General features: G+C 58.0%; 15 protein-coding genes and 6 pseudogenes. 8 read left to right on the forward strand and 13 right to left on the reverse strand.

All coding sequences use genetic code 11. The features are described 5' to 3' along the window. Nucleotides 1-2: 2 nt before the first annotated feature. Nucleotides 3-1883, forward strand: coding sequence for a DEAD/DEAH box helicase (locus E4K65_RS48305; protein ID WP_209312148.1), 1881 nt, complete (start codon nucleotides 3-5; stop codon nucleotides 1881-1883). Continuing rightward, on the forward strand, nucleotides 1817-3520 hold the full coding sequence (locus E4K65_RS48310) for a hypothetical protein (protein WP_209312149.1): 1704 nt from the start codon (nucleotides 1817-1819) through the stop codon (nucleotides 3518-3520). The genes E4K65_RS48305 and E4K65_RS48310 overlap by 67 nt, the downstream gene beginning before the upstream one ends. A 120-nt stretch (nucleotides 3521-3640) precedes the next feature. Here the strand turns inward: E4K65_RS48310 and E4K65_RS43180 are convergent, their stop codons facing one another. The 3 genes and pseudogenes from E4K65_RS43180 to E4K65_RS43190 all read right to left on the reverse strand — a co-directional run. After that, nucleotides 3641-4060 carry a DUF4238 domain-containing protein gene (locus E4K65_RS43180; protein ID WP_135179275.1) on the reverse strand — a complete coding sequence of 140 codons (420 nt, stop codon included), beginning with the start codon at nucleotides 4058-4060 and terminating at the stop codon, nucleotides 3641-3643. 131 nt (nucleotides 4061-4191) lie between these two features. Next, nucleotides 4192-5746, reverse strand: a pseudogene (locus tag E4K65_RS43185) (ISL3 family transposase). Nucleotides 5747-5851: 105 nt separating this feature from the next. Continuing rightward, nucleotides 5852-6133 (reverse strand): annotated as a pseudogene (locus E4K65_RS43190) (transposase); the annotation flags it as partial. Nucleotides 6134-6537: 404 nt separating this feature from the next. Between E4K65_RS43190 and E4K65_RS48315 the strand changes: the two are divergent. The 3 genes and pseudogenes from E4K65_RS48315 to E4K65_RS49175 form a co-directional block, all read left to right on the forward strand. Then, complete coding sequence (locus E4K65_RS48315) at nucleotides 6538-6804, forward strand: hypothetical protein (RefSeq protein ID WP_209312150.1); 267 nt, start codon at nucleotides 6538-6540, stop codon at nucleotides 6802-6804. Between the two features lie 822 nt (nucleotides 6805-7626). After that, nucleotides 7627-8766 carry a TlpA disulfide reductase family protein gene (locus tag E4K65_RS43200; protein ID WP_135179276.1) on the forward strand — a complete coding sequence of 380 codons (1140 nt, stop codon included), beginning with the start codon at nucleotides 7627-7629 and terminating at the stop codon, nucleotides 8764-8766. Nucleotides 8767-9125: 359 nt separating this feature from the next. Then, a pseudogene (locus E4K65_RS49175) lies at nucleotides 9126-9311 on the forward strand (IS701 family transposase); the annotation flags it as partial. Here the strand turns inward: E4K65_RS49175 and E4K65_RS47955 are convergent. From E4K65_RS47955 to E4K65_RS43220, 3 genes are all read right to left on the reverse strand, one after another. Further along, complete coding sequence (locus E4K65_RS47955; protein WP_167771621.1) at nucleotides 9230-9832, reverse strand: hypothetical protein; 603 nt, start codon at nucleotides 9830-9832, stop codon at nucleotides 9230-9232. The pseudogene E4K65_RS49175 and the gene E4K65_RS47955 sit on opposite strands and share 82 nt — an antisense overlap. Continuing rightward, the gene (locus E4K65_RS43215) at nucleotides 9829-10032 is read right to left on the reverse strand and encodes a hypothetical protein (RefSeq protein ID WP_135179278.1); all 204 of its coding nucleotides are present in this window, start codon (nucleotides 10030-10032) and stop codon (nucleotides 9829-9831) included. The genes E4K65_RS47955 and E4K65_RS43215 overlap by 4 nt, the downstream gene beginning before the upstream one ends. Before the next feature lie 143 nt (nucleotides 10033-10175). Next, a complete protein-coding gene (locus tag E4K65_RS43220; RefSeq protein WP_135179279.1) occupies nucleotides 10176-10757 on the reverse strand; it encodes a hypothetical protein in 582 nt (193 codons plus the stop codon). A 305-nt stretch (nucleotides 10758-11062) separates the two neighbouring features. On the opposite strand from E4K65_RS43220, the gene E4K65_RS43225 reads away from it, so the two are divergent. Beyond that, a complete protein-coding gene (locus tag E4K65_RS43225; RefSeq protein WP_135179280.1) occupies nucleotides 11063-12601 on the forward strand; it encodes a Fic family protein in 1539 nt (512 codons plus the stop codon). Nucleotides 12602-13191: 590 nt separating this feature from the next. After that, on the forward strand, nucleotides 13192-13602 hold the full coding sequence (locus E4K65_RS43230; RefSeq protein WP_135179281.1) for a hypothetical protein: 411 nt from the start codon (nucleotides 13192-13194) through the stop codon (nucleotides 13600-13602). A 977-nt stretch (nucleotides 13603-14579) separates the two neighbouring features. On the opposite strand, the pseudogene E4K65_RS43235 reads toward E4K65_RS43230, so the two are convergent. Then, nucleotides 14580-15389 (reverse strand): annotated as a pseudogene (locus E4K65_RS43235) (ABC transporter ATP-binding protein); the annotation flags it as partial. Nucleotides 15390-15503: 114 nt separating this feature from the next. Continuing rightward, nucleotides 15504-16610, reverse strand: a pseudogene (gene sfnG / locus E4K65_RS43240) (dimethylsulfone monooxygenase SfnG). 692 nt (nucleotides 16611-17302) lie between these two features. On the opposite strand from sfnG, the gene E4K65_RS43245 reads away from it, so the two are divergent. After that, on the forward strand, nucleotides 17303-17590 hold the full coding sequence (locus tag E4K65_RS43245) for a hypothetical protein (protein WP_135179282.1): 288 nt from the start codon (nucleotides 17303-17305) through the stop codon (nucleotides 17588-17590). On the opposite strand, the gene E4K65_RS43250 is transcribed toward E4K65_RS43245, so the two are convergent. From E4K65_RS43250 to E4K65_RS43270, 5 genes and pseudogenes are all read right to left on the reverse strand, one after another. Then, nucleotides 17567-18160 (reverse strand): mobile mystery protein B, encoded by a 594-nt coding sequence (locus E4K65_RS43250; RefSeq protein ID WP_135179283.1) that lies wholly within the window; start codon nucleotides 18158-18160, stop codon nucleotides 17567-17569. The genes E4K65_RS43245 and E4K65_RS43250 overlap by 24 nt on opposite strands. Beyond that, complete coding sequence (locus E4K65_RS43255) at nucleotides 18157-18618, reverse strand: mobile mystery protein A (RefSeq protein WP_135179284.1); 462 nt, start codon at nucleotides 18616-18618, stop codon at nucleotides 18157-18159. The genes E4K65_RS43250 and E4K65_RS43255 overlap by 4 nt, the downstream gene beginning before the upstream one ends. 304 nt (nucleotides 18619-18922) lie before the next feature. After that, on the reverse strand, nucleotides 18923-19252 hold the full coding sequence (locus E4K65_RS43260; RefSeq protein WP_235885995.1) for a phosphotransferase-like protein: 330 nt from the start codon (nucleotides 19250-19252) through the stop codon (nucleotides 18923-18925). Then, nucleotides 19155-19928, reverse strand: a pseudogene (gene istA / locus E4K65_RS43265) (IS21 family transposase); the annotation flags it as partial. The gene E4K65_RS43260 and the pseudogene istA, both read right to left, overlap by 98 nt. Before the next feature lie 685 nt (nucleotides 19929-20613). Further along, nucleotides 20614-20990, reverse strand: a 377-nt coding sequence (locus tag E4K65_RS43270; RefSeq protein ID WP_135179285.1) for an EAL domain-containing protein, incomplete at its 5' end; no start/stop codon positions are given.

The raw sequence follows: 20990 nt of genomic DNA on the forward strand, positions 1-20990 counted from the left end.
GATTGGCACGCGAGGTTCGGCAGGCTCAAGCGCCCGTCGGGCTTACACCTGCGCAAGCAAAGCTTTACAGTCAGCGCATTCGAAGGGAGATGGAGCGTGAAGGGCTTCGTAGCTTCGCTCCCGGGGATGTCTATGTCTATTTGGAAGATGCGGCGTTTCTGCTGGATTGCGCATTTCTCGAGCGTGACAGTGATGCACTCAGCTCATGGCGCGAAGGCGTAAAGCGCGCTGCCGAAATTCTTGAATGGCTCTCGCAACCGTCGCTTAGACCTTCCGGAAGCCCCCTACATCTCCTGTCGGCAGCCGCCTACCAGGTCGCAGGCTATCCAGCGATGGCTCTCGGCGAGTTGCAGCGTGTTCCGGTCGACGAGGAAGTGTCGAAGGTTCTCCTTCATTTTCTTCGCGCCGATTTCCCAAGCACGCTCGAAGCCATACAGGTATTTTGGCGAGCGCAGATGCAAGGGGGCATCGAACCGCGATCTGCGATTGCCGAGTTCTCTCTCGAAGCCGTCCGGCATTCCATCATGGCCATAGGAAGCGTCTGCAGCTACTTCCGAACAGGCCAGAGCCAGTTGGTCGCCCGATCGGTGGCGAAGATGGAGAACCTCGCTAAGGGGTTCGTCCACAGCCGCGACGATTATTCGTACATTCTCGCGCGGCTCGTTGCGGAGACTTGTAGACGGTACGTTGATACGACGCTGTGGCCCAAGATCGAGTTGCTTGCCCGATCCACTCCGCGAGCTACGGAGGCGCTTATCCAGTTCGCAAGATCGGCGTTTTCTAACAAGCGCGCATTGGTCTGGCCGGCACAAAGCAATGGAATTGATCGGCTCGCGGAGGGCTCATCGTTTGTGCTTTGCACGCCGACTGGCTCCGGAAAAACCACTATCGCCACGTTAGGGATCGTCCAAGCTCTTTTCACACCTGACCCAAATCCGGTTCTCGGGCTGGAAGCATGGGACCCCGGTAGCTTGATCCTTTACCTCGTTCCATCCCGTGCTCTCGCTGCGGAGGTTGAAAGCCGCATGGAGCAGGATTTACGCGGCATCTCCGCCGAGCCAGTCGTGGTTACCGGGTTATACGGGGGAACTGACTGGGGGCCGACCGACGCGTGGATACAAAGCGACCGACGCACAATCGTTATCTGCACGTTCGAGAAAGCGGACGCGCTGATCAGATATCTCGGCGTCCTTTTTCTGCATCGTGTGCGTCTCGTTGTCATCGACGAAGTTCATATGGTGGAGCAGTCAGATACTCGCGGTCTCGACGATGCATCATCGAGACCGTATCGGCTGGAGCAGCTTGGCACGCGTCTATTGACGGCACAAGAAACGCATAGGTTCCGTATTATTGCTCTGTCGGCGGTGGCGGCGCGCGCTGCCCCAGCGCTGGCAAGATGGTTAAGTGCTAGTCCAACAGCGACGCCCACGCGGTCCGATTACCGCAGTACAAGACAGATGCTCGGGTATGTTGAAGTTAGCCACGTAGGCAACTTCGAAATTCGATATGACCTTATGGCTTCGATGATGAACGGCCGCGTGATACATCCTTCGTTACATCACCATTTCCGCCGCTACCGGGCCGTCTTGATCAAGACGATGGTCCCGAAAAGCGAATGCGGGCGCCAACCCTTTGGGCTGCGCTACACTTGGCTGCCGCGCGCCCCGACGGATCACGCCCGACTGTCCTTATCTCGCTCACCCAAAGCCCTGATGCCTTCGGAGCTGCCTGTCTTTCTGCACTGGACAGCTGGCAGGGTATCCAGCTTCCGGACTATGGCGGGCCAGATCTCACGAATGATTTGTGGACGCGTTGTTTGGCGAGCGCCGAGGATTATTTTACGCGGGGTTCAATCGAATATCGGCTGCTTCTTAAAGGTATAGCGCTTCATCACGGCAAGATGCCGGGCATGATGGCGCGAAGACTCAAACGGCTGATCGACGCTAGCCTCGTGCGGGTAGTAGTTGCGACCTCAACGTTGTCAGAGGGAGTAAACATCCCGGTTAATTATCTACTCATCCCAAGCATATACCGCGGACCAACTCGCTTTACGCTGCAAGAGTTCACAAACCTGATCGGTCGAGCGGGCCGGCCCGGGGTTGCTGCAGAAGGACATGCCCTTGTCGTTTTGGAAGGACAGCGATTTGGCAGATGGGGCGCTCCACTGCCCAACCGACAGCGTGAAGGCTACGCTCAGCTCGTGGCCGAGCTCGAGGAGAGTCTTGCAGGGCCTCTGCAAGGCCAACCGTCGGACCGCGCTTCGAGTGCACTCGTCAAGCTTATGGAGCTGTTGTACGGTGCTTGGTGGACCGTAACGCCCAGTGGTACCCCGGACCAGTTTTATGCCTGGCTTGAGCAAGTTAGCATTGCGTCTGACGATGATCGAGCGCCAGAGCGATACGTCGATTCCTTAGACTCATTCCTGATCGCCGCCATTCAAGAGGTTGAGGAAATCAGCGGACGAGAACTCTCCCCCGTCGAGCTCGAAGCGGAATTGCTTCGTATATGGCGGCATACTTATGCTTTCGCGTCGGCCAGCAACGAGGAGGCCCTCAGAGCCGTGTGGTTGTGGCGGGGACGTGTAATCAAGCAACGTTACCCCAATGCCGCGCAGCGACGGCAGATCTATAAGACCAGCCTTTCCCCCTCTTCGGCAACATCGCTTATCGGGGCGATCGAGCGCATTCGACAAAAGTTGCTCGAAGGAGCGTCGTATGCGGGTTCTGCGACGGAACAAAAGTTCACTTTCGTTGCTGAGGTGCTGGCCCTTCTTTCTGACATTCGACCCTTCCAAATCTCCACAAAGATGGGACGCGCAAAATCATTCCGTGACTGGCGTGGAGTTCTGCGGTGGTGGCTAGCCAAACGAACATTAAGCAGACAGCCCACGCCTGCACAGATCACCAACTGGTATGAGTTTGTTGCGTCCAACTTCATCTATCGGGGCGTGTGGGGCGTTGGCAGCGCTCTCGGGCTTCTCCTTGACTTAACCCCGGATGGCCAGCCGATAAGGGCTCTGGAGATCAATGATTGGCCGAGAAGCGGACTTCCTTGGATTGCGTTCTGGCTGAAAGAGCTGATTACCTGGGGCACATTGGAGCCAGTTGCGGCGTTTCTGCTTGCGCGTGGACAGATCAATACCAGGCCGGAGGCCGAAGCCTTGGCGCAAGTCTACTATGCGTCGCTGCCGATTGGTTTGCCGGCCAATGATCAGCTAGATCCCCGCCGCATACGTGATTGGGTGGAAACGATGCGTCGGCCGGTCGAACGTCGCGCAGAGCCGAACTCGATATCGGTCGGGGCGCAGCTCGTGCGTCCTGTACGCGATTATTTGCAATCGCGGATGGTTGTTTTTCCAATTCGGCAAGGAGAGTTCACCGTCTGGATTGATCCTGCCGGATATAGTGTGGCTTGGAGCGCCAACGGCGGGCAGGACGATTTTGCACCGCCGGATTTCCAATACGAGCTGGACGTTGCTGCTTCCACCGTAAACGGCGAGCGATATCTCCGATACCTCTAGGTTTGCAGGCTTAGTGGAATTCCGAGCATCAACGCCTTCTGTATATCGATATGAAGGTCGGGCCCGTGCATCCCGTTTTGGCCTGATGATTGTGGGTTTGGGATCGCAGCTATCGCCGGATTACAACTCCTTGACTTGACGCGTGCCACCCTCCGCGCCGGTGGATGTAAACCCCTGTGCGTCTGCGTCCGCGCATATTTCGTCGCAGACGTAATCAGGGTGCCGCGACGAATACATGGCATTTATTGCGTACCGCCAAAGGAGCCCATTCATCGCGCCCGGGTTGGTTTTGAGCGGATAATATTGCCCATCCGGTTCCGTCATACGATTGTCGATGTGCAGCAATCGCGTAGGACTGATCGGAAACATCAAACTCGTCTCAGGATTCTTGATACCCTTAAATTCAAGCGACGGATGCACTGTGATTACGGGATTATCGGTTGTGATGAATACCGGCTCCTCAGAAATCAGGATGGCCCACCGCATCTCCATGAGCATCTTCGCTAGCCAGGTCGCTGATCCGACATTGTCCAACCACATGCGCTTGATATCATCCTCGCTGGCATCGCGATAAGCTATTTCGTCCGCGCCGTGTCAATCGGCGTTCGACTGGGACCCCCTATCGGCATCCAAAAGGGACTCTGACGCATATTCGATGATCGTGATTGTTTTTATGGCGCGCCAATCAGCCTTGCCTGAAGGAGATCGAGCTTAGCGCGCCCGTACATCTGCCGTTTGACCAGCTTGAGCTTGGTGATCTGCGCTTCCACTTGGCCATTGGACCATGGTTGCGTAATAGCGGCGTGCACCGCGCCCTTATCGTTGGCGATTCCATTCGCGAACGAGGCAATGAGGCTCCGCTTGGATTCATCAATCCAAGGTTCGAGCTCGATCTCGGCCTTCCTTCGGATCATCGCGTGGAAGCGGCCAACGAGAGCTTGGGCATCGGTCAGCATAGGAACGTTTTGTTCAATGACCGCAAGTGTGACGGTCTCCGCCCTGGTTAGGTGGTCGCGCTTCGTCGTCATCAGCTGCGCTTTCGTCCTGGCGGCGGGGACCTTCTGCAATTGTTGATGGCTGATAGTCTCGGCACGCCGCCGTCGCGTCGCCCATTCCGCCACCACGCGCAGCGATCCCTTGAAGCCTTGTCCCTTCAAGCGGCGCCAGAGCTCGGCACCGTTGCGACAGCCGCCTGACCACTGCGCGTCAAGGAACGGCAGATGCCCGTCCAGGGTGATTTGACGGGTGCGGAACATATCCGTACCGCCGCCGCGGCTAATTTGGCGAACCAGATTGCGACTATGTCCTGTGCGGCGGACGATCTCCTTGAGCGGCACACCGTCGCTGACGAGAGCCGCAATTACGGCATGGCTGTCCTGGCGCCGCAGATAGCCCTGATAGCGCAGCTTTTCCGCACAGGTCAGCAATTCCGGGTCGATCGTCGTCGCTCCGATTGCGGTTCTGATTTTGTTCATGGATCGGCGCACCGCATCAAGGAAGGCCGCGCTCGCATTTTCCATCAGATGCCAGCGGTCGGCGACCCTGGTTGGCGTTCGGCAGCGCCTTGGCTGCTGCCTCGCCGTATCCACCACCGCGATCTCGCGACACAATGTTGATCGCTGGGTGCTTCGATAGCCACGCCCGAACGGTCGCAGTTTCCCTGTCAGGCAGCAGGGTAACGATCCGCCGGCGCTCCAAATCGCACACGATCGTCCCGTATCGATGGTTTCTCCGGAACGCCCAGTCATCGATACCCAACAAGCAATGGATCAGTCGGCATCGCCGTCCGCCGGCGGACCACCCGCAGCAAGGTATCGTTGCTGACAGGCAGCATGAGCCGCTTGGCGAAGCTTGCTGCCGGTCGGCCGCCGAGCGCCAATCCCAAGTGATGGACGATGTGTTCCAGCCGTGCCGTCCGGCGCCGTCGAAGCGGAACGATGTCTTCTCGAAACCGCTCTGAGAAGATCCGCCGGCGGCAATGCGGCACCTCACATGTGAAGCGCCGCGTGAGCAATCGGAGGCGCACCTTTCTGCCCGCTGATGGCAAATCGGCCACGTGCCGGATGTAACGGCTATGGATTCGGCGCGATGCTGTCGCGCACAAAGGGTACTGGGCCTCCGTAGCCTCTGACCGAACAGCCAGAATAACCGAATCCCTGAATCACTTACGCCATCAAACACCAGACCACTCGGTACGAGCGATGAAATTCGAAAGCCTGTCCGCATGGCGCCGATTCTCCGTTGAAGAACCACAGTCGCCGGCGAACTTCATCAGAAATGAGTCAGAGCCCCGATTTGGCTCTGACGCATATTCGATGATCGTGATTGTTTTTATGGCGCGCCAACGAGCCTGGCCTGAAGGAGATCGAGCTTAGCGCGCCCATACATCTGCCGTTTGACCAGCTTGAGCTTGGTGATCTGAGCTTCCACTTGGCCATTGGACCAAGGTTGCGTAATAGCGGCGTGCACTGCGCCCTTATCATTGGCGATCCCATTCGCGAACGAGGCAATGAGGCTCCGCTTGGATTCATCAATCCAAGGTTCGAGCTCCATCTCGGCCTTCTTTCGGATCATCGCGTGGAAGTGGCCAACGAGAGCTTGGGCATCGGCCAGCTGCCGCCCAATCGATTTCTGGACTGGCTCGATCAGGTCCTTCCGCCGAATATCAGTCCCGATGCTGGTGAGGGCGCGAGCGGACTTCGCGCTCGCCTTGCAGACAGTCTTGATGAACTTGACGGCGTGCTGCTCGCGGCGATCGAGGAGATCGCACGTGCAGACGAGGTGGACATGACCGGCGCCGAGGCCGAAGCCAAGCTCATTGAACTGTGGCAGCGAACCTTTACCGCCGTTGCCGCCGCCCAGGAAGAATGGATGGAGCGTGCGTTTATACGGCGCGGCCGCGCGATAGTGGAAACCGTCTACCCGGAGGGGACGAACGACGACGTCTCTATCAGTAAGGGTTCTCTCCGCTGGTTGGTCGTCGTTTCGAGGGGGTTGCTCCTCAAATCCGGGATTTGATGGCAGCAGCACACAACTACGGCGTTGATGATGCTGGCGCCCGGCTGCGCGTATTCGAACAAATCGGGATGCTTCTCGCCAATGATCGCGGGTTCGGATTTCGAGTGCGCACCACAGTCGGTGATCAGGCGCTGCTCGCAAACTGGCGAGACGTGCTGGCATGGTGGATGCAAGCAGCGGAAGCCGATGGACCTGATGCAAATCAGCTTCGCAGCTGGCAGCGCTTCGTAGCCGAAACCTCGAATTCAAGTTGGGCGTCGCCATAGGAGCGGTCGTCGCGCAGGCCTGGTCGGCCGGCGCGGGCGCCCCCTATGCCGTCCCGTCGCTTTCAGAGTGGCGCGTTACCACGGGTCTCCCGTGGTTTGGCTTAGATGCCAGGAAATAGATGGAAAGCCCCACCGGTTATATTTTTTCTTGTCGCCTTCACGACGTCCACACATTTCGATGTGTCCATTCGGTGTATCGGCCGCAGTTTGTCCACGTTTGTCCCGCGACAGATACGTAGTGCGAGAGGCGAACGCCTCGAGGAAAGCATGTAATGGGAGCCTGGAGTGTGCCTGTCGCCATTGAGCCGGATGCTTCGATATCAGCGCCTCCTGGGTTTGACCTACAGATGGCCAGCGCCACGAAGCTGAGTTAGTCGTCGACGTTGAAGCCCGGTTGGCACGCAATTAATCTGCTCACTGCGTATGCCGCTCGATTTCGACGGCCACAGGTTCGGGTCTTCTCTTGCCCGACGACCGTGCCGTTGAGCGATTCATGCGCAATTAGGCACTTATTGCGCGCATACGATGCTGGCACAGGCGTTGCTTCTAGGTGCAGAAGTACTGAAAGTGCTGAACGCACCAAACCCGAGACCAACGATGCTCCGCTTCCTTGAACCGATGTGGCCCTCTTGTGAGAGGAAGAGCTTGTTGCTTGTGACTTTGTGTGTTGTCGCGCTCAACGCGGCCACACCGACATTCGCTGCGGGTCTCGCTCGGCCGCGAGTCTATACCAAGGCACCACCCCTCTCGGTCGCGATCAGAGATCAGAGATCAGGAGCGCAAAACGTCGCGCGGCCTCTGACAATAACCTTGGAGAGTAACATGGCGCTGGGCTTAGAATCCCCCGCTCCTCCGATCAAGGTGGAGTACTGGCTGCGTGGTCAGCCCGTGACAAGCTTCCAGCCCGGGAAAGTATACATAGTTGAATTTTGGGCAACTTGGTGCGCACCGTGTGTGCCGGCGCTGTCCGATCTGGTACAGCTGCAAGAGAAATACGCAGATAGCGGAGTTGAGGTCCTCGGAATAGCAGCTCATGAACGCGCTCAAACAGCGGACGAGGCCCGAAGCAAGTTGGACGCATGGTTGACCGAAAAGTTGCCGAATCTCAACTATCGGGTCGGGCTCGACTACACGCGCGACATGCACAAGCTTTGGATGGATTCCAGCGTTTCTGTCGGGATTCCCACCTCGTTCGTAGTCGACCGTGATGGCCACATTGCCTTTATCGGTTCCCCGACGCAACTCGATGACGTTTTGCCGAAAATTCTGACCGGCAGCTGGCGCGTCAGCGATGAAGCGAAAGCCGCCGATGCAAAGCGGATCGCGGAGGGCGAACGCACAATGCCGATCTTCGCCAAACTGGCGCCGGCGATGAAGGCGCAGGATTGGGCGAAGGCGCTTTCGGTCGTCGAAGAAGCCGTCGCTGCTCTGCCGGATGACGTGAACTTCCGGGTGCTCCATGCGGATCTATTGCTTCACAAAATGCACGACTTGCAGGCCGGCCTGCCGGTGATGCGCCAATTGGTTCGTGATGCGGTCAACAAAAAATCCGTGCTGTGGATGGGCGCGGCGATGAGCCAACTCTTTGATCCGGCAAATGACAACTCTCATTTGCCCCAGGCCGATCGCTTTGCGATGGGCAAGGAGTTATCCGAACACATTCTGGCGGTAAATCCTCCGCAACGCGGCGAGGTGCCTAAGTCCTATCCGGCGGTCGCTCAATACTATTATGAGAGCGGCGACAAGGATCGTGCGATCGAGTTGATCGAGCTGACGCTGAAGTCGCTGGACGGCCCCGCACCTATCCCAGACAAACCGAAACAGCGTGTTATGTCGGTATTGGTCCAAACGCTGGCCAACTACAAGGGTCAGAAGGCTTGCTATGGATCTCTTTGCGCGACTCCGCAACCCGGAGTCCTGCAAAGTACCAAAGCGCAAGCGTCGCCGGAGGAGAAAAGATGAAAAAGAGAGTGACGCCGATCCCGCCTACCTTGGCTCAGACAAGCTCGGATCGCGCAAGGCTGGCCGATGTCTCAGATCGATACTCTCAGCCGGAGGAGCTCGCAAAGCGCGAGGCACTTCAGCTAGGCGCTTACGCCAAGAGTGGGTGAGATGGGTAGATTTCGGCCGCAGCCCCCAGACTGCGGGCATTTATCGCATTCCTCGGACGGCGCGCCAAGCAGTGTGCGCATTGGGTGGATCGAACGGTTTTTACACTTGTGTGTGCCCCCCCCTAGTCTGACTGAGTCACAAAACCGCAGGCTTTGTCCCCCCGTAATCAGCGATGGTTGAAGCATGGACCATCAGCCGATGAGGCCGACATGAGCGGGCGTGGCACTAAGACCAGTGAGATGCGATTTGCGGCGTATTTGGAAGGGCTTGCCAGCGTCATCGGTCATGCTAATCGGAAGACACCGCTGCGCGACTATTGCGTCGGCCTCATGGCCTGTGGTGGTTGCAAGAGCGTGGAGCCGATAGCGGCGGTGACGGCTCCGGAACGGTCTTCGCCGAGAGTCCACCACGGCTCGATGCGGTGATCCTGATGCACGCCGCTGAGGATAATCCGGGCATTTTCCGGGATGTGGTATGCAGCGCAGAGCGAAGCGCGGTCTTTGAATTTGAGCGCCCTTCCGCGGAAGCTGACAATGTCCGGCAGGCGCAGGGCGAACGTCGAGCCTGCCAGCTGCCCGACGCGGCCACTTCCATGGTACACGAGCGGCACAATATCGTCGCTGATCTGGTGCCTCACGAGCGGCGCGCGCGGTACGTTGTCGAAGTCGAAGCCGCCGATCTCGCGCAACTGATCGCGAACGCTTGGCGCGTTTCTGCAAACCCGGGTGCATTTGTCAGGATTGTTGCAGCAAAGGCCAAGGCAATCGAAAAGGGAGTCCTTCACGCACAATCCGCCGCAGGCTACGAAGTAATGGCAGCCGTGACAGCCGAGTGAAAGCGAATATGCCGTCGGATCGTGGGTCAATGCATTGATGATGGTCTCATCGCTGCGTGTGTCGAAATGAGCCGAAATCATTTAATTTTCACCTCAACCGTGTTCGAAAGCGGATTGACGCGGATGATCTCGCCGACCGCAATGCCAGCGCCCGCAGAGAGGGCCTTCAGGATGTCAGACGGCGCGTTCGGTGCAGAGAATTGCACCGAGTTTCCGACACAGCCCAGAAGCTTGCCCTTGTCCGCCTGCAGGATGTGGTCGCTGCCGACAGATGGGGCCACGCCCTTTTCCATCACAGCGATGAAAGAGCGGGGCTGGTCTTCGGGGAAGCGGGTAAAGAGATCGAGCGTGGCGAGCGCAACGCACTAGCGATCAATGTACTTGTCGTGCGAGCGGCGGCGCTTTTTGAGTTCTTCGGCCCCCATCAATTGGCCTCCGTGAACAAAGGTTGATAAAACTTCGCGCGGCCCTGCGTAAATTCAAGGATCAGGCCCGCTGCCGCCAGCGATGCAAGGCGGTTATTCCAGACCGTAGGAGCGGTTACGCCGTCCGCTTCGCCGAACATGCGATTCAAGTCGCCGGCAGTCGTGCGGCCAAGGCTGGTGACGCGCTCAAACGTGGATGCCTGCTTCGGATCAAGCTGGCCGATGATATGCTGATTTTCCGCCGCACCTGCGGGAGAAACATCCGCCACCAACAGGTTTTCTTTTCTTGCGTCCGCGATAACCGCCAGTTCGTCCAGCACCGCCGCATTCGCATTCGCAACGACAGGGTAGTATTTGGAATTCGACGCACGCAGGAAGGTTTTGAGATTGAAGATTGCCTCGCGCAGGTAGCTGGCAGTCGCGACGGTTATGCCGGTAAAGTCGATAACGAGCGGCGTCGGAGTTGCCGGCTCCGCCTGGGTCTTTTCGAGCATGGCTTTAAAACCGGCCCGACCGTCCGAGGCGCTGGACAGGACTTCCAGTCCGGCCAGCTCCAGCATGTTGATACTGGGGTATCTCATACATCTCACTCCTTATACGTGAGATACATGAGCTCCAGTGGCTCAAAGTCAAGTTTTCCAGGTCATTTTCTTTCAATCTACTGATTTCGCTGGGTTATTTTATCCTCTCGAATGCGGTTAGTTTGCTTCGCGAGCCGAAATCCCGCGACTCAAGCTGACCGCGCAGTTTCATGACGTGAGCGTTTTTCATGGAAATTATGTTGAGAGATTATTTTTCATGGAGTACGCTTGAATTTCGGCATTTCGCAGCGGGGTGAAGGAAATTCAGGACTTGTGATTGTTTTTCATGGACATCGGGATATTGCGTGCAATTTTCAGGACCAGTGAGTGTTTTTCATGACCGGCGGCTTCCAGAGACAGCCGCCCCGGCTGGCTATGCCGCCCTGATCCACGCCTGCGAGCTGTCCGTTCCGCTCCCCCGACTCTTGTCAGCCATCGGGTCCAGGCACCGCATCATCGAGCAGGATGGCTGGCGCATCTACACGCCACGCCACGCGCCCGAAGCTTCTCTTGAGGGGCATCTGACTTTCGCCCTCAAGTATGAGGGGCTGGACCTTGCCGTTCTGAAGCGGATCTTCCTCGACGTGAAGGAAGGGGATATCGCCGAACTCGTGCGCCAAAAGCCGACCGGCCTTTACGCGCGCCGTATCTGGTTCTTGTACGAGTGGCTGCTTGGCCGGGAGTTGCAGCTGCCGTCCGCGGATAAGGTTTCGTATGTGGATGCTGTCGATACCGATCTTCAATTCGGCGGGACAGGACAGAACTCGACCCGGTACCGCGTTCGCAACAATCTGCCGGGTACGCCGGAATTCTGTCCGCTCGTGTTCAGGACCTCCGTGTTGAACGAATTCATTGCGCAGGACTGGAAGGAGCGCGCGCGCGCCGTCGTCAGCGAAGTCCCGAAGGATTTGCTCGCGCGGACGGCGGCATTTCTTCTGCTGAAGGATTCGAAGTCCAGTTACGTGATCGAGGGAGAGAGGCCGCCGCAGGACCGCATTCAGCGGTGGGGTCGCGCCATCGGCGAGGCAGGCCGCGCGCCGCTCGACGCGCAGGAATTCCTGCGGCTCCAGGGCATCGTCATTGGCGACGAACGCTTCGTGAAGATGGGCTTCCGCCAGGAAGGCGGCTTTGTCGGCGAGCATGACCGCGATACGCAACGGCCCATTCCCGATCATATCAGCGCGCGGCACGAAGATATCGCCTCGCTTATGGCGGGCCTGATCGCGTTCGATCATAGCGCGGAGAACGATCTCGATCCCGTTGTCGCCGCAGCGGTGCTGGCGTTCGGCTTTGTCTATATTCATCCATTCGAGGACGGTAACGGACGCATCCATCGTTACCTGATGCACCATGTCCTTGCCCGCCGTGGCTTCAATCCACCGGGACTGCATTTCCCAGTCTCTTCGGCCATCCTCGACAGGATCACAGAATACAAGAGTGTGCTCGAAAGCTATTCCAGCAGATTGCTTCCATGCGTTCAGTGGGAAGCGACTCAGAAGGGCAACGTGAAGGTCCTGAACGATACCGCCGATTTCTACCGGTTCTTCGACGCGACGCCGCACGCGGAATTTTTGTACGAATGCGTGCGACAGACGATTGAGCAGGACCTTCCCAACGAAACTAACTTCCTCCGAAGCTTCGACGCCTTCCGGGCAGGCATCGAGAACATGATCGATATGCCCGAGCGTACGCTCAACAATCTCTTTGGTTTCCTTCGGCAGAACGATGGGAAGCTATCGAAGCGTGCACAGGAAAACGAATTTACCCAACTGACTCGAGACGAAGTTCAGCAAATCGAGGCGCTATATGCCGAATCCTTCGGCGAAGGAGGCGGCGGTGCGTAAAAGAAACTACACGGCCCTGCTCGGATTAGCTCGGCGCTGTGGATCACCCCAATAACGATTGCCTGCTTGGGGTGGGGTTCTCTTATATGGAATCCAGGAGATTTGCCCGTCCGGGGCAACTGGAAGACTGACGGCCCCGCTATTCCGGTGGAATTCGCACGGCAATCCAACAAAGGGCGGATTACACTTGTAGTGACGCCAGATTCCCCTGACGTGCGCGCCTAGAAGCTGCGAACATTGACGCCGCAATACGAGAGCTTGCGCTCAGGGAAGAGGTCAAGCCACGCCATACCGATTCCAATATCGGATTTTGGACACCGGGAAGAACGTCGCCTCATCGAGAAGCTCACGAAATCGGCGTTTGGGCAAAGAAATACAACCTCGACGGCGTCGTATGGACCGCTTTGCGCCCGAAATTCGGAACCGCGTACCGAACACCGACTGAACGCGAGGTTGTTGATTATCTTGCCGGACTTAAAGGAGGTTCGCACACGGGCGGAAGCCTATTGCCGCCTGGCCCCAACTCAAATTCGAACGCCATATCGCGCTGCTATCGAAGCGACCTTGGGGTGGAGTACAACGGAGCAGGAATGACGCAAGGAATTAGCACGACACGGGACGGCGATAAGCCTGTCGAATATTCGTTTCAAGAACCGAGTGAACATAGAAATTATCGCATATTTCCCGACGAACTGGAAGACGATGAACCAATTGCGTTTCACGGCACCGCTGAAACAAATCTCAAGTCAATCATTGATAGCGGATTTTCTTTCATCGGCGCGCTTCAATCGCTTTCGTTCGCAAGAACCAGTTCGCTCGCCCTGACATACGCCTGCGATGCCAGGACAGAGGTTTCTCCGAACGGTTGCGTACTGACAGTGCGATTTCCGTCACTGGAGAAGGTTGCCGTCGAATCGGCAGTCCTTCATGTTTACAGGCTCGATCTTCAGCCGAAGGTCATCGGATATTGTATTATACCGGCCAGCTACGCATTCGTTTGAACCAACTAGACTGAATCCTTTCGGAGCTAGTTTCCATCTCGTGCCAGAAAATTGTCAGGTCCGGTTCCGGATATCCGCTCCCCGGATGGAGCGTATACGGCAGCGATGTCCGCAAGCGATCCAATGTTCACAAAGAAGTCGTCATTCACCAATGCAGGGTCGCCTTCAGGATCAAGAACAAATCTCATTTCCCGCTGGTAGGCAAACGCCATGGCCTTCGACACAAGCGGTCGGAGTTTTTGACCGTTCAGGAAATAGGGATCGAAATACTGATTTGGAAACAGCTCTTTTCTCGCGCGCGGCGCGTCGCGATTCAGATGCGGCAGCGCGCGCCGGACAAATTCCATTGGATCGAAGATGACGATACACGCATCGGTATCCGATAATTCCGCGAAAAGGCGGGGATCGAGGTCGCTGCTGAACGAGCAGAACCAATAAGGAATATCGTGAAGCGCACCATTCCGCTCCATGCTGCGGCGTGTGGCGAACTCAACATCGTCAATCGCTCCGAGCGCATTTCCGCTAGTATCTGTGATCTGGATAGCCTGGCCGGCCCTCTTGTACGCCTTGCTCAGTTCTTCGTCCGACCGGGCAGGATCGACGGGCAAGTCGCGGTAGGAAGCGGCGGGCGCAAATCTCAATCGGCCACCCAACAGATCGAGCAGCCAGGTCCTCCTGCTGATTCGTACAAGCAGCTTGCGACCTCCGGCCACCGTGCCATGGAAGCCCTCAGCCAGTGCCGGTATGCAAGGAATTCCGGGTGTGGCAACTGGAGGCAGTCCACGACTTTCAAATTCCAGAATGGTCCAATGACGCGCGCGCATCCACCACCAGGGACTTAGCCAGCCGTGATCTGCCGGAAGTCCGTCACGCGGCGTGCGCCCGTTATCAAGATAGAGAACATTTTTGTCGATCTGCGCGAGCCGGCTTTGCAGATCTGCATCTGTGAGATTGATGAGGTTGCGACCGCCGATCTTGTCGCCCTCGTGCGCAACGCCGAGATACGCATCGATCACTGCCGGATCGGCGCGGATCTCTTCAGGCGTGCCGTCGGCGATCTTCCGTCCGTAGTCGAGCACGGCCACGCGATCTGACAGCCCCATCACGAGGCCAATGTCATGCTCGATCAGGACGATGGTGGCGCCAAGCCTGTCGCGGGCGTTGCGCACGAGCAGCGACAATTCCTGCTTCTCGGAGAGCGTTACGCCGGCAAACGGCTCATCCAGCAGCAAGAGCTTTGGCCGCGCGACCAACGCCCGCGCAAGCTCGACCCGCTTCTGCACGCCGTAAGGCAGCGTTCCGGCAATACGGTCCTGGACATGGTCAAGATGCAGGAAGCCGATTACTTCCGTCGCGGCCGCGCGGTTCTCCGCCTCGATCTGGCGCGCCAGCGGCGAGCCGGCGATCTGCCGCAGGAAACCGATGCGGACACAGTGCGCAAGCCCCATCAGCACATTGTCGAAGACCGACAGCCCCTTGAACAACGCGAGATTCTGAAACGTCCGCGCCACACCATGGGCGGCGAGCCTTGATGTGGGCACTTCATCGAATGTGTGCTCGCCGAACCTCACCTCGCCGCGGTCGGGCCGGTACAGCCCGCTGATAACGTTGAGCAGCGAGCTCTTGCCGGCGCCGTTTGGTCCGATGATAGCCCGGATCTCGCCTTGCGCGACCTCGAGGTCGACGTCGCGCAGCGCCGCGACGCCCCCAAAGGTCAGCGAAATATTCGCAAGTCCAAGCACCGGACGCGCGAGTCTCTGAGCCACACGCCCCGTGTGGCGCACGATTGCGTTACCGCGTTCCCTGATCAGACCGTGTCCATCTGGAGGAGCCTCCTCCAGATGAAGCACGCTTGGTCCTGTCGCAATCCCTACCACTGGCTGCTGGCCTTTCCTTTACGCCTATTCGGCAGCCTGCACGTGAAGAGGCGCACGCGCCTCGAGCTCGCGGACCCGCGGGATCACATGCTTGCCGAAATATTCGACCTCTTCCTGGAAATGCAGGAAGCCGAGCAGGATCAGGTCGGCGCCGGCACCTTTGAGCGCGATGATGCGTTCGGCGACCTGTTGTGGTGTGCCGATCAGGTTCGAGCGAAAGCCGTCGTTATACTGAACGAGATCCTGGAAGGTGGATTTGGCCCAATTGCCCTCGCGCTCGGGGCTGGCATTGCCGGCATTCTGGACTTCATGGTGGAAACCATGGACGGCCTCCGGGATCGCCTTATCGAGGATCTCCTGCAGAACGCCCTTGGCTTCCTGTTCTGTCTTCCGGACGATACCGAACGCATTGATGCCGATCTTGGTTCGAAAGCTCTTGCTAGAAGCCTTTTCCTTGGCCCTGATGTCGTCAACCTGCGCTTTCAGGCCGTCGGGCGTATTGCCGTTGGTGAAATACCAATCGGACACACGGGCGGCCATGTCGCGAGCTGCGCGCGAGGAGCCGCCCTGAAAGATTTCGGGAGGCGGGTCGAGCGGCTTTGGCTTCAGCGAATAGTCGTTGAAGCGATAGAAGTCGCCTTTGAGGGTGAAGGTTTCCTGCGTCCATATCCCGCGGAGCGCGGTGATGAACTCCTCCGAGCGGCGATACCGCTCATCGTGATCGAGCCAGGGTTCGCCGATGGCATGGAATTCGCCGCGGAACCAGCCCGAGACGATGTTGACGGCAACGCGCGCATTGGTGAGCTGGCTGATCGTCGCAATTTGCTTGGCAGCGAGCGCCGGATTCCATGGACCGGGAAGGAGAGCAGCGATGACCTTGAGCTTTTCGGTTGCGGCGAGCAGCGCGTGCGAGAAGCTGACGGACTCGTGCTGCTTGTCGGCGCCGTAGCCTGCCGTGAAGCGGATCTGGCTCAAGGCGTAGTCGAAGCCCGCCTTCTCGGCGATCTGCGCGAGCTTGCGATTGTAGTCGATGTCCTAGCTGGTGCGCTGCTCGATCGAAGAAATCACAAGGCCGCCGGATACATTCGGCACCCAGTAAGCGAATTTGATCGGGTTATTGTTCGCGGTCATCTTGTTGATCCTTGTAGAGTTTAGTAGTGAGCGACGACTTGGGGCAGGCAACATCATGCAACCACGCCGCCCAATACGAGCGCGTGCTCACGTTGCTATTCAGGCCGCCGTTTGAGCCGTTGATTTGGAAGGGGTCGTCGACGCCCGGATCGTGGTTCGTCTACGGCGCACCACAAGCGGGCGCACAAGAACATCGAGAAGGTCTGCGCATAGCCGAATCACTCAACTCGTCGAAGAAGTCGTCGCGCATCATGATCGTTCCTGGCAGGCATCATTGCCTGATGAGCAATCCTCTCAGAGAACTTTTGAGACCGCGAGTCCAAGACGAACTCTTTTTCGTGGAACGGAGATAATGAGTTTTCCTAGTTTCGCGGCAGACACATCGTTTGTTGCCGCACGACGACAACAGGGCGTGCGCACTCGTCAGCCGACGAATTTATCGAAGGAGGCGACTAGTCGCCTTAACCGTCAGCAAGAGACGCCTGACGGAGCAACGGATTGATACGGTCGAGTTCGCTTGCGAACGAGCGCAATGATGGGGGCGCGTGGCTGATGGATCATTTCGACTTGCCCCGGCTCTTCGGCTCTACCTGTACGCTTGGTCTCTTCGGCAGAGCCGTGCACCTGCGAACGGGACGCCCATCCTGTGGCAACAATCCTAAAGAAGTGTGGCAGTTGTGTCGGTGATGGCCGTGACTACGGCCCGCCCGTTCAGGGGCGTGATCGAAGAAGGCCTTGCGGATGAGCTTGCCATGCTTTTTGAGGCTTGGCTTGTGCCCTTCGAGCTGAACGTGCTGCGCGCTTGTGCATCAGGCCGCTGCCGCACGCATCACGAGGCGCGCATTCTTGGCGGCCTCTCCATCCTGCGCGATGCAGCGCTTGCCGTTTCTGAGGTTCTGGGGCGCAGCGCCGCATTACGGTCGAAGAGCGCCGCCTGTTGCGGGAATGCACCTCTCTTACGCGCGCGCGAACGCCAGTAACAGTCCGAAGTCGTGATTGTCGGCAGCCTTAAGCGCCTTGATATAGGTGGTGCGAAGCGTCCCGGTGTCGTGAATGCTGCCGCTGCCCCAAGTGAATGGCTCGGCGCCGAGTTTCTCGATCAGTAAATCGGCCATCATCCGCGCGTGGCGACCGTTACCGTTCGGGAAGCCGTGGATCTGCGTGAGGCGATGATGAAGTCGCACCGCGATTTCGTCTGGTGGGAACGTCTTGTTCTCAACCCAAAAGCGCGCGTTGTCGAACATCACCGGCATCTCGGCCGGAACCAGATGCGGCGCGATACTGATATTGAGTTCGTTCTGGCGGTAGCCGCCCGCCCATTTCCGGACCTCTCCGAACATCTGCTTGTGCAGCGATTTCGAGAAGTCCTCGTTGAGCAGAGCTTCTGCGCCACCACGGCGGCGGCGCCCCCAAGCCGCGCCGTTGACGATGTTTTCCTCCTCGGCCTCGTTAAGATCGGCGCGAGTCGTGATCCATGTCTGAATTAGATCGCCGCGCAGCGCCGGATCGAGCGGCGTTGCGTCATCGGGCTCCTGAAACAGATCCGTCATGGTTCATTCCAGAGATCCCGCTCCTTGAGCTTGTCGCGGATATACGCTTCAACGCGTTCGTCGCTGCTGCTGTCCGGCGTTCCCTGCGCTTCGAGTTTCATTGTATGCGCAACCCGGCCGAGATCGCGCAGGGCAATCTTGCGCGCGCGGGCGCGCACTGCGCCTTCGAGGGAGTCGTTCGGCACGAGTGCATAGACGACCGTACAATCGAGCGCCTCGGCCGCGCGGCGCAGGGTGTTGAGTTGGATCGCCCCGCTCTCTTCCGACGCTTCGAGGGCCGCGACGCTCGGGGGCTGGACCCGCAGACGGCGGGCAAACTGCACGCCGCTCATGCCGAGCGCATCGCGTATAGCTCGCACCCAGCCCTTGGGCGGCGCACGGAAGCGTTCGGCCGGCTTCAGAGGAGCGAGACGTTCATCAAGGCGCTCGCGGGCACGTTTGCGGGTGTCAGATTTCATAGTATGGCCTAATATTTGAGACTTGATATTAGGCTAGAATCTATCTCCAGTAAATTAACATAATGCTTTGGCCTAATTTTCTATCGCAAACATTAGTCTACAGCCTAAAATATTAGAAATAGCTTCAATTTTTTGAGCAATTTCAGTTACTTAACCTTTCGCGCAGATTGAACCGCCCTATTCCGGCGGCTTCCTGTTAAACAGACATTCCTTGCTCCTCGACAGGTCAACCTCCGGACGTACCGCGCTCTCCTCAGTTCAACCATATCGCGAGAACCAACCAGAACAGGCTTGAGCAACGCTATTACGGACAATTTTCCATCGACAGATCCATGACCTGGTGCTGGCGTGGAATCGTTGTGGGGAGCCTCAGCGCAGTGTCGGGAGGCGGACAAGATATCCCTCGTCTCCGCAAGATCGCCAACGATCGTGCAACTTCGCCGCGCAGTGCATTGCTAATGCGGTCAGAGCATTCCTGTGGAGACATCGCGGACGTGTCCACTCCAACGTCGTATATGCCAGGGACATGAACCTCCCTCTGCCACGCGATGATCGGCGACGACGCCGTAATGCTCGAGCATCGCGGCGTAAACCCGGTTGAGCTCGGGCTCGTAAAGGTCAGGCTTGATGACACCCTCCTTAAGGTTATCGAGCACGACATAAGCCGGGCATCCGCCAAAGTACCGAAAAGCCTCTTCATGAAGCTGCGCCCACACCTGTTGGCTCGATCGCCAGACCACGCGCCGGAAGCTGCGTCGCGAATACCGCAGCGTCATCACGAACAGGCGCGGCCGGCGATACCGCCCGGTCCGCGGGTCCAACGTCAACGCACCTTCGCCGTAATCGACTTGAGCCTCCTCACCCGCAAGAAATTCAAGACGGTCAAATTGATGCGGAGCCTCCCGCCACAAGCCCCGCACAAAACGCTTCACGCTCTCGTAGCTGGAGGCAAAACCAAACTGGTCAACTAGGTCCTGATAGATCGCTCGTCCGTTACGCTTCAGATGAACCTGCTGCTCGATCCAGGTCCGATGCGGTTCGCAGGCCGAGCTCGCAAAGTTGCCCGTCGATGGCGCCGAAGGCTCGTCCAAACCCGGTGGTCGGGGTGGGGGAATTTCAGCTTCCACCGCTCCAGAGCCGGCGGTCACCCCGGGGGAATTTGCCTCCGCCGCTTGCGATGCCCGCAGGGCCTGGTAGCGGCGGATCGTTTTGCGGTGCACACCCGTCAGCCGCTGGATCTCTCGCTGACTCTTCTGCCGGCCAAGCAGCGTCAGGACCGTCGTTTTTAGATGCGATTTCAAGACGTTCAACTCCAAGCCCCCTTCTTCAAAGGGGGCCAAATTAAACGTCCTGCTTCCCCGGCCGCCGGAGACTTCTCCTTCAGCCGGCCGTCATTCGAGGTGGGGGAGTTTCAGGTGACCACACCCGGGGGAATTTGCCTGACCCCCGGGGGCTACAATGGTACCCGGTTAGAAGATCTTTCGCCCGGCACAAAGGGTATCGTTTTGCTTATCCTTTATTTGGCTATGGACAAGAAGGACACCCGGCCGCTTCTGATCGATCAACCAGAAGAGAACCTCGACAACGAATCTATCTACAGTCTACTGGCGAGTTACTTCCGAAGAGCCAAGCTCCGGCGTCAAATCCAACCCCAACTTGGTCGTCAATACCGATGCCGAGCAGGTGATTGTCGCCCAGTGCGTGAAGGAGAACGGCGGCTTGCCCTCATTTTCGTATTCCGCTGGCGCTCTGGAAGACTGCAAAGATGTACAAAGTACGCGGCAGCAGGTTTGTCGGATACTTGAGGGTGGCGCGGCAGCCTTCCAAAAGCGGGAGAGACGATATTCTTTGGACAGCTGAGGGGCACTGCCACAAGGAAATGCGCTCCGTTTGGCCGGTCGCGAGGTTGCTCGCATAAATCTGCTTGAGTGCTGGTGTCAGCTAATCGGGCGCAGGAGAAGGATTTGGAGCGCTGTTCCTTGTGTGTCCGGAAATTCACGCCGCTCTCGACGCCCTTACGCCAAAACGACGCAAGAGCTGCTCCACCTCAGCGGCCGGCTTGGCGCAGCTGAACAAGAATCCTTGCACCTCGTTGCAGCCCTCGGCGCGAAGCCAATCGAGCTGCTCGGTGGTCTCCACGCCTTCCGCGGTCGTGGTGATGTTGAGGCTACGCCCGAGGCCCGAGATCGCGCGCACGATGGCGGCGCAGTCGGAACGTTTGGCAAGATCCTTCACAAAGGAGCGATCGATCTTGATCTTGTCGAACGGAAAGCTGCGCAAGTAGCTCAGACTGGAATAACCTGTTCCAAAATCGTCCATGGCGATGGAGACCCCGAGCTCGCGCAGCTGGTGCAGGATCGCGAGATTGGCTT

The sequence above is a fragment of the Bradyrhizobium niftali genome (genome assembly GCF_004571025.1).
Lineage (GTDB): Bacteria > Pseudomonadota > Alphaproteobacteria > Rhizobiales > Xanthobacteraceae > Bradyrhizobium > Bradyrhizobium niftali.

What these genes read in the sequence shown, in the direction of transcription:
- E4K65_RS43180 (WP_135179275.1), bottom strand. Translation starts at nt 4,060, where the DNA reads ATGTGGTTGGACAATGTCGGATCAGCGACCTGGCTAGCGAAGATGCTC.
- E4K65_RS48315 (WP_209312150.1), top strand. Translation starts at nt 6,538, where the DNA reads ATGGCAGCAGCACACAACTACGGCGTTGATGATGCTGGCGCCCGGCTG.
- E4K65_RS43200 (WP_135179276.1), top strand. Translation starts at nt 7,627, where the DNA reads ATGGCGCTGGGCTTAGAATCCCCCGCTCCTCCGATCAAGGTGGAGTAC.
- E4K65_RS47955 (WP_167771621.1), bottom strand. Translation starts at nt 9,832, where the DNA reads ATGATTTCGGCTCATTTCGACACACGCAGCGATGAGACCATCATCAAT.
- E4K65_RS43220 (WP_135179279.1), bottom strand. Translation starts at nt 10,757, where the DNA reads ATGAGATACCCCAGTATCAACATGCTGGAGCTGGCCGGACTGGAAGTC.
- E4K65_RS43230 (WP_135179281.1), top strand. Translation starts at nt 13,192, where the DNA reads ATGACGCAAGGAATTAGCACGACACGGGACGGCGATAAGCCTGTCGAA.
- E4K65_RS43250 (WP_135179283.1), bottom strand. Translation starts at nt 18,160, where the DNA reads ATGACGGATCTGTTTCAGGAGCCCGATGACGCAACGCCGCTCGATCCG.
- E4K65_RS43255 (WP_135179284.1), bottom strand. Translation starts at nt 18,618, where the DNA reads ATGAAATCTGACACCCGCAAACGTGCCCGCGAGCGCCTTGATGAACGT.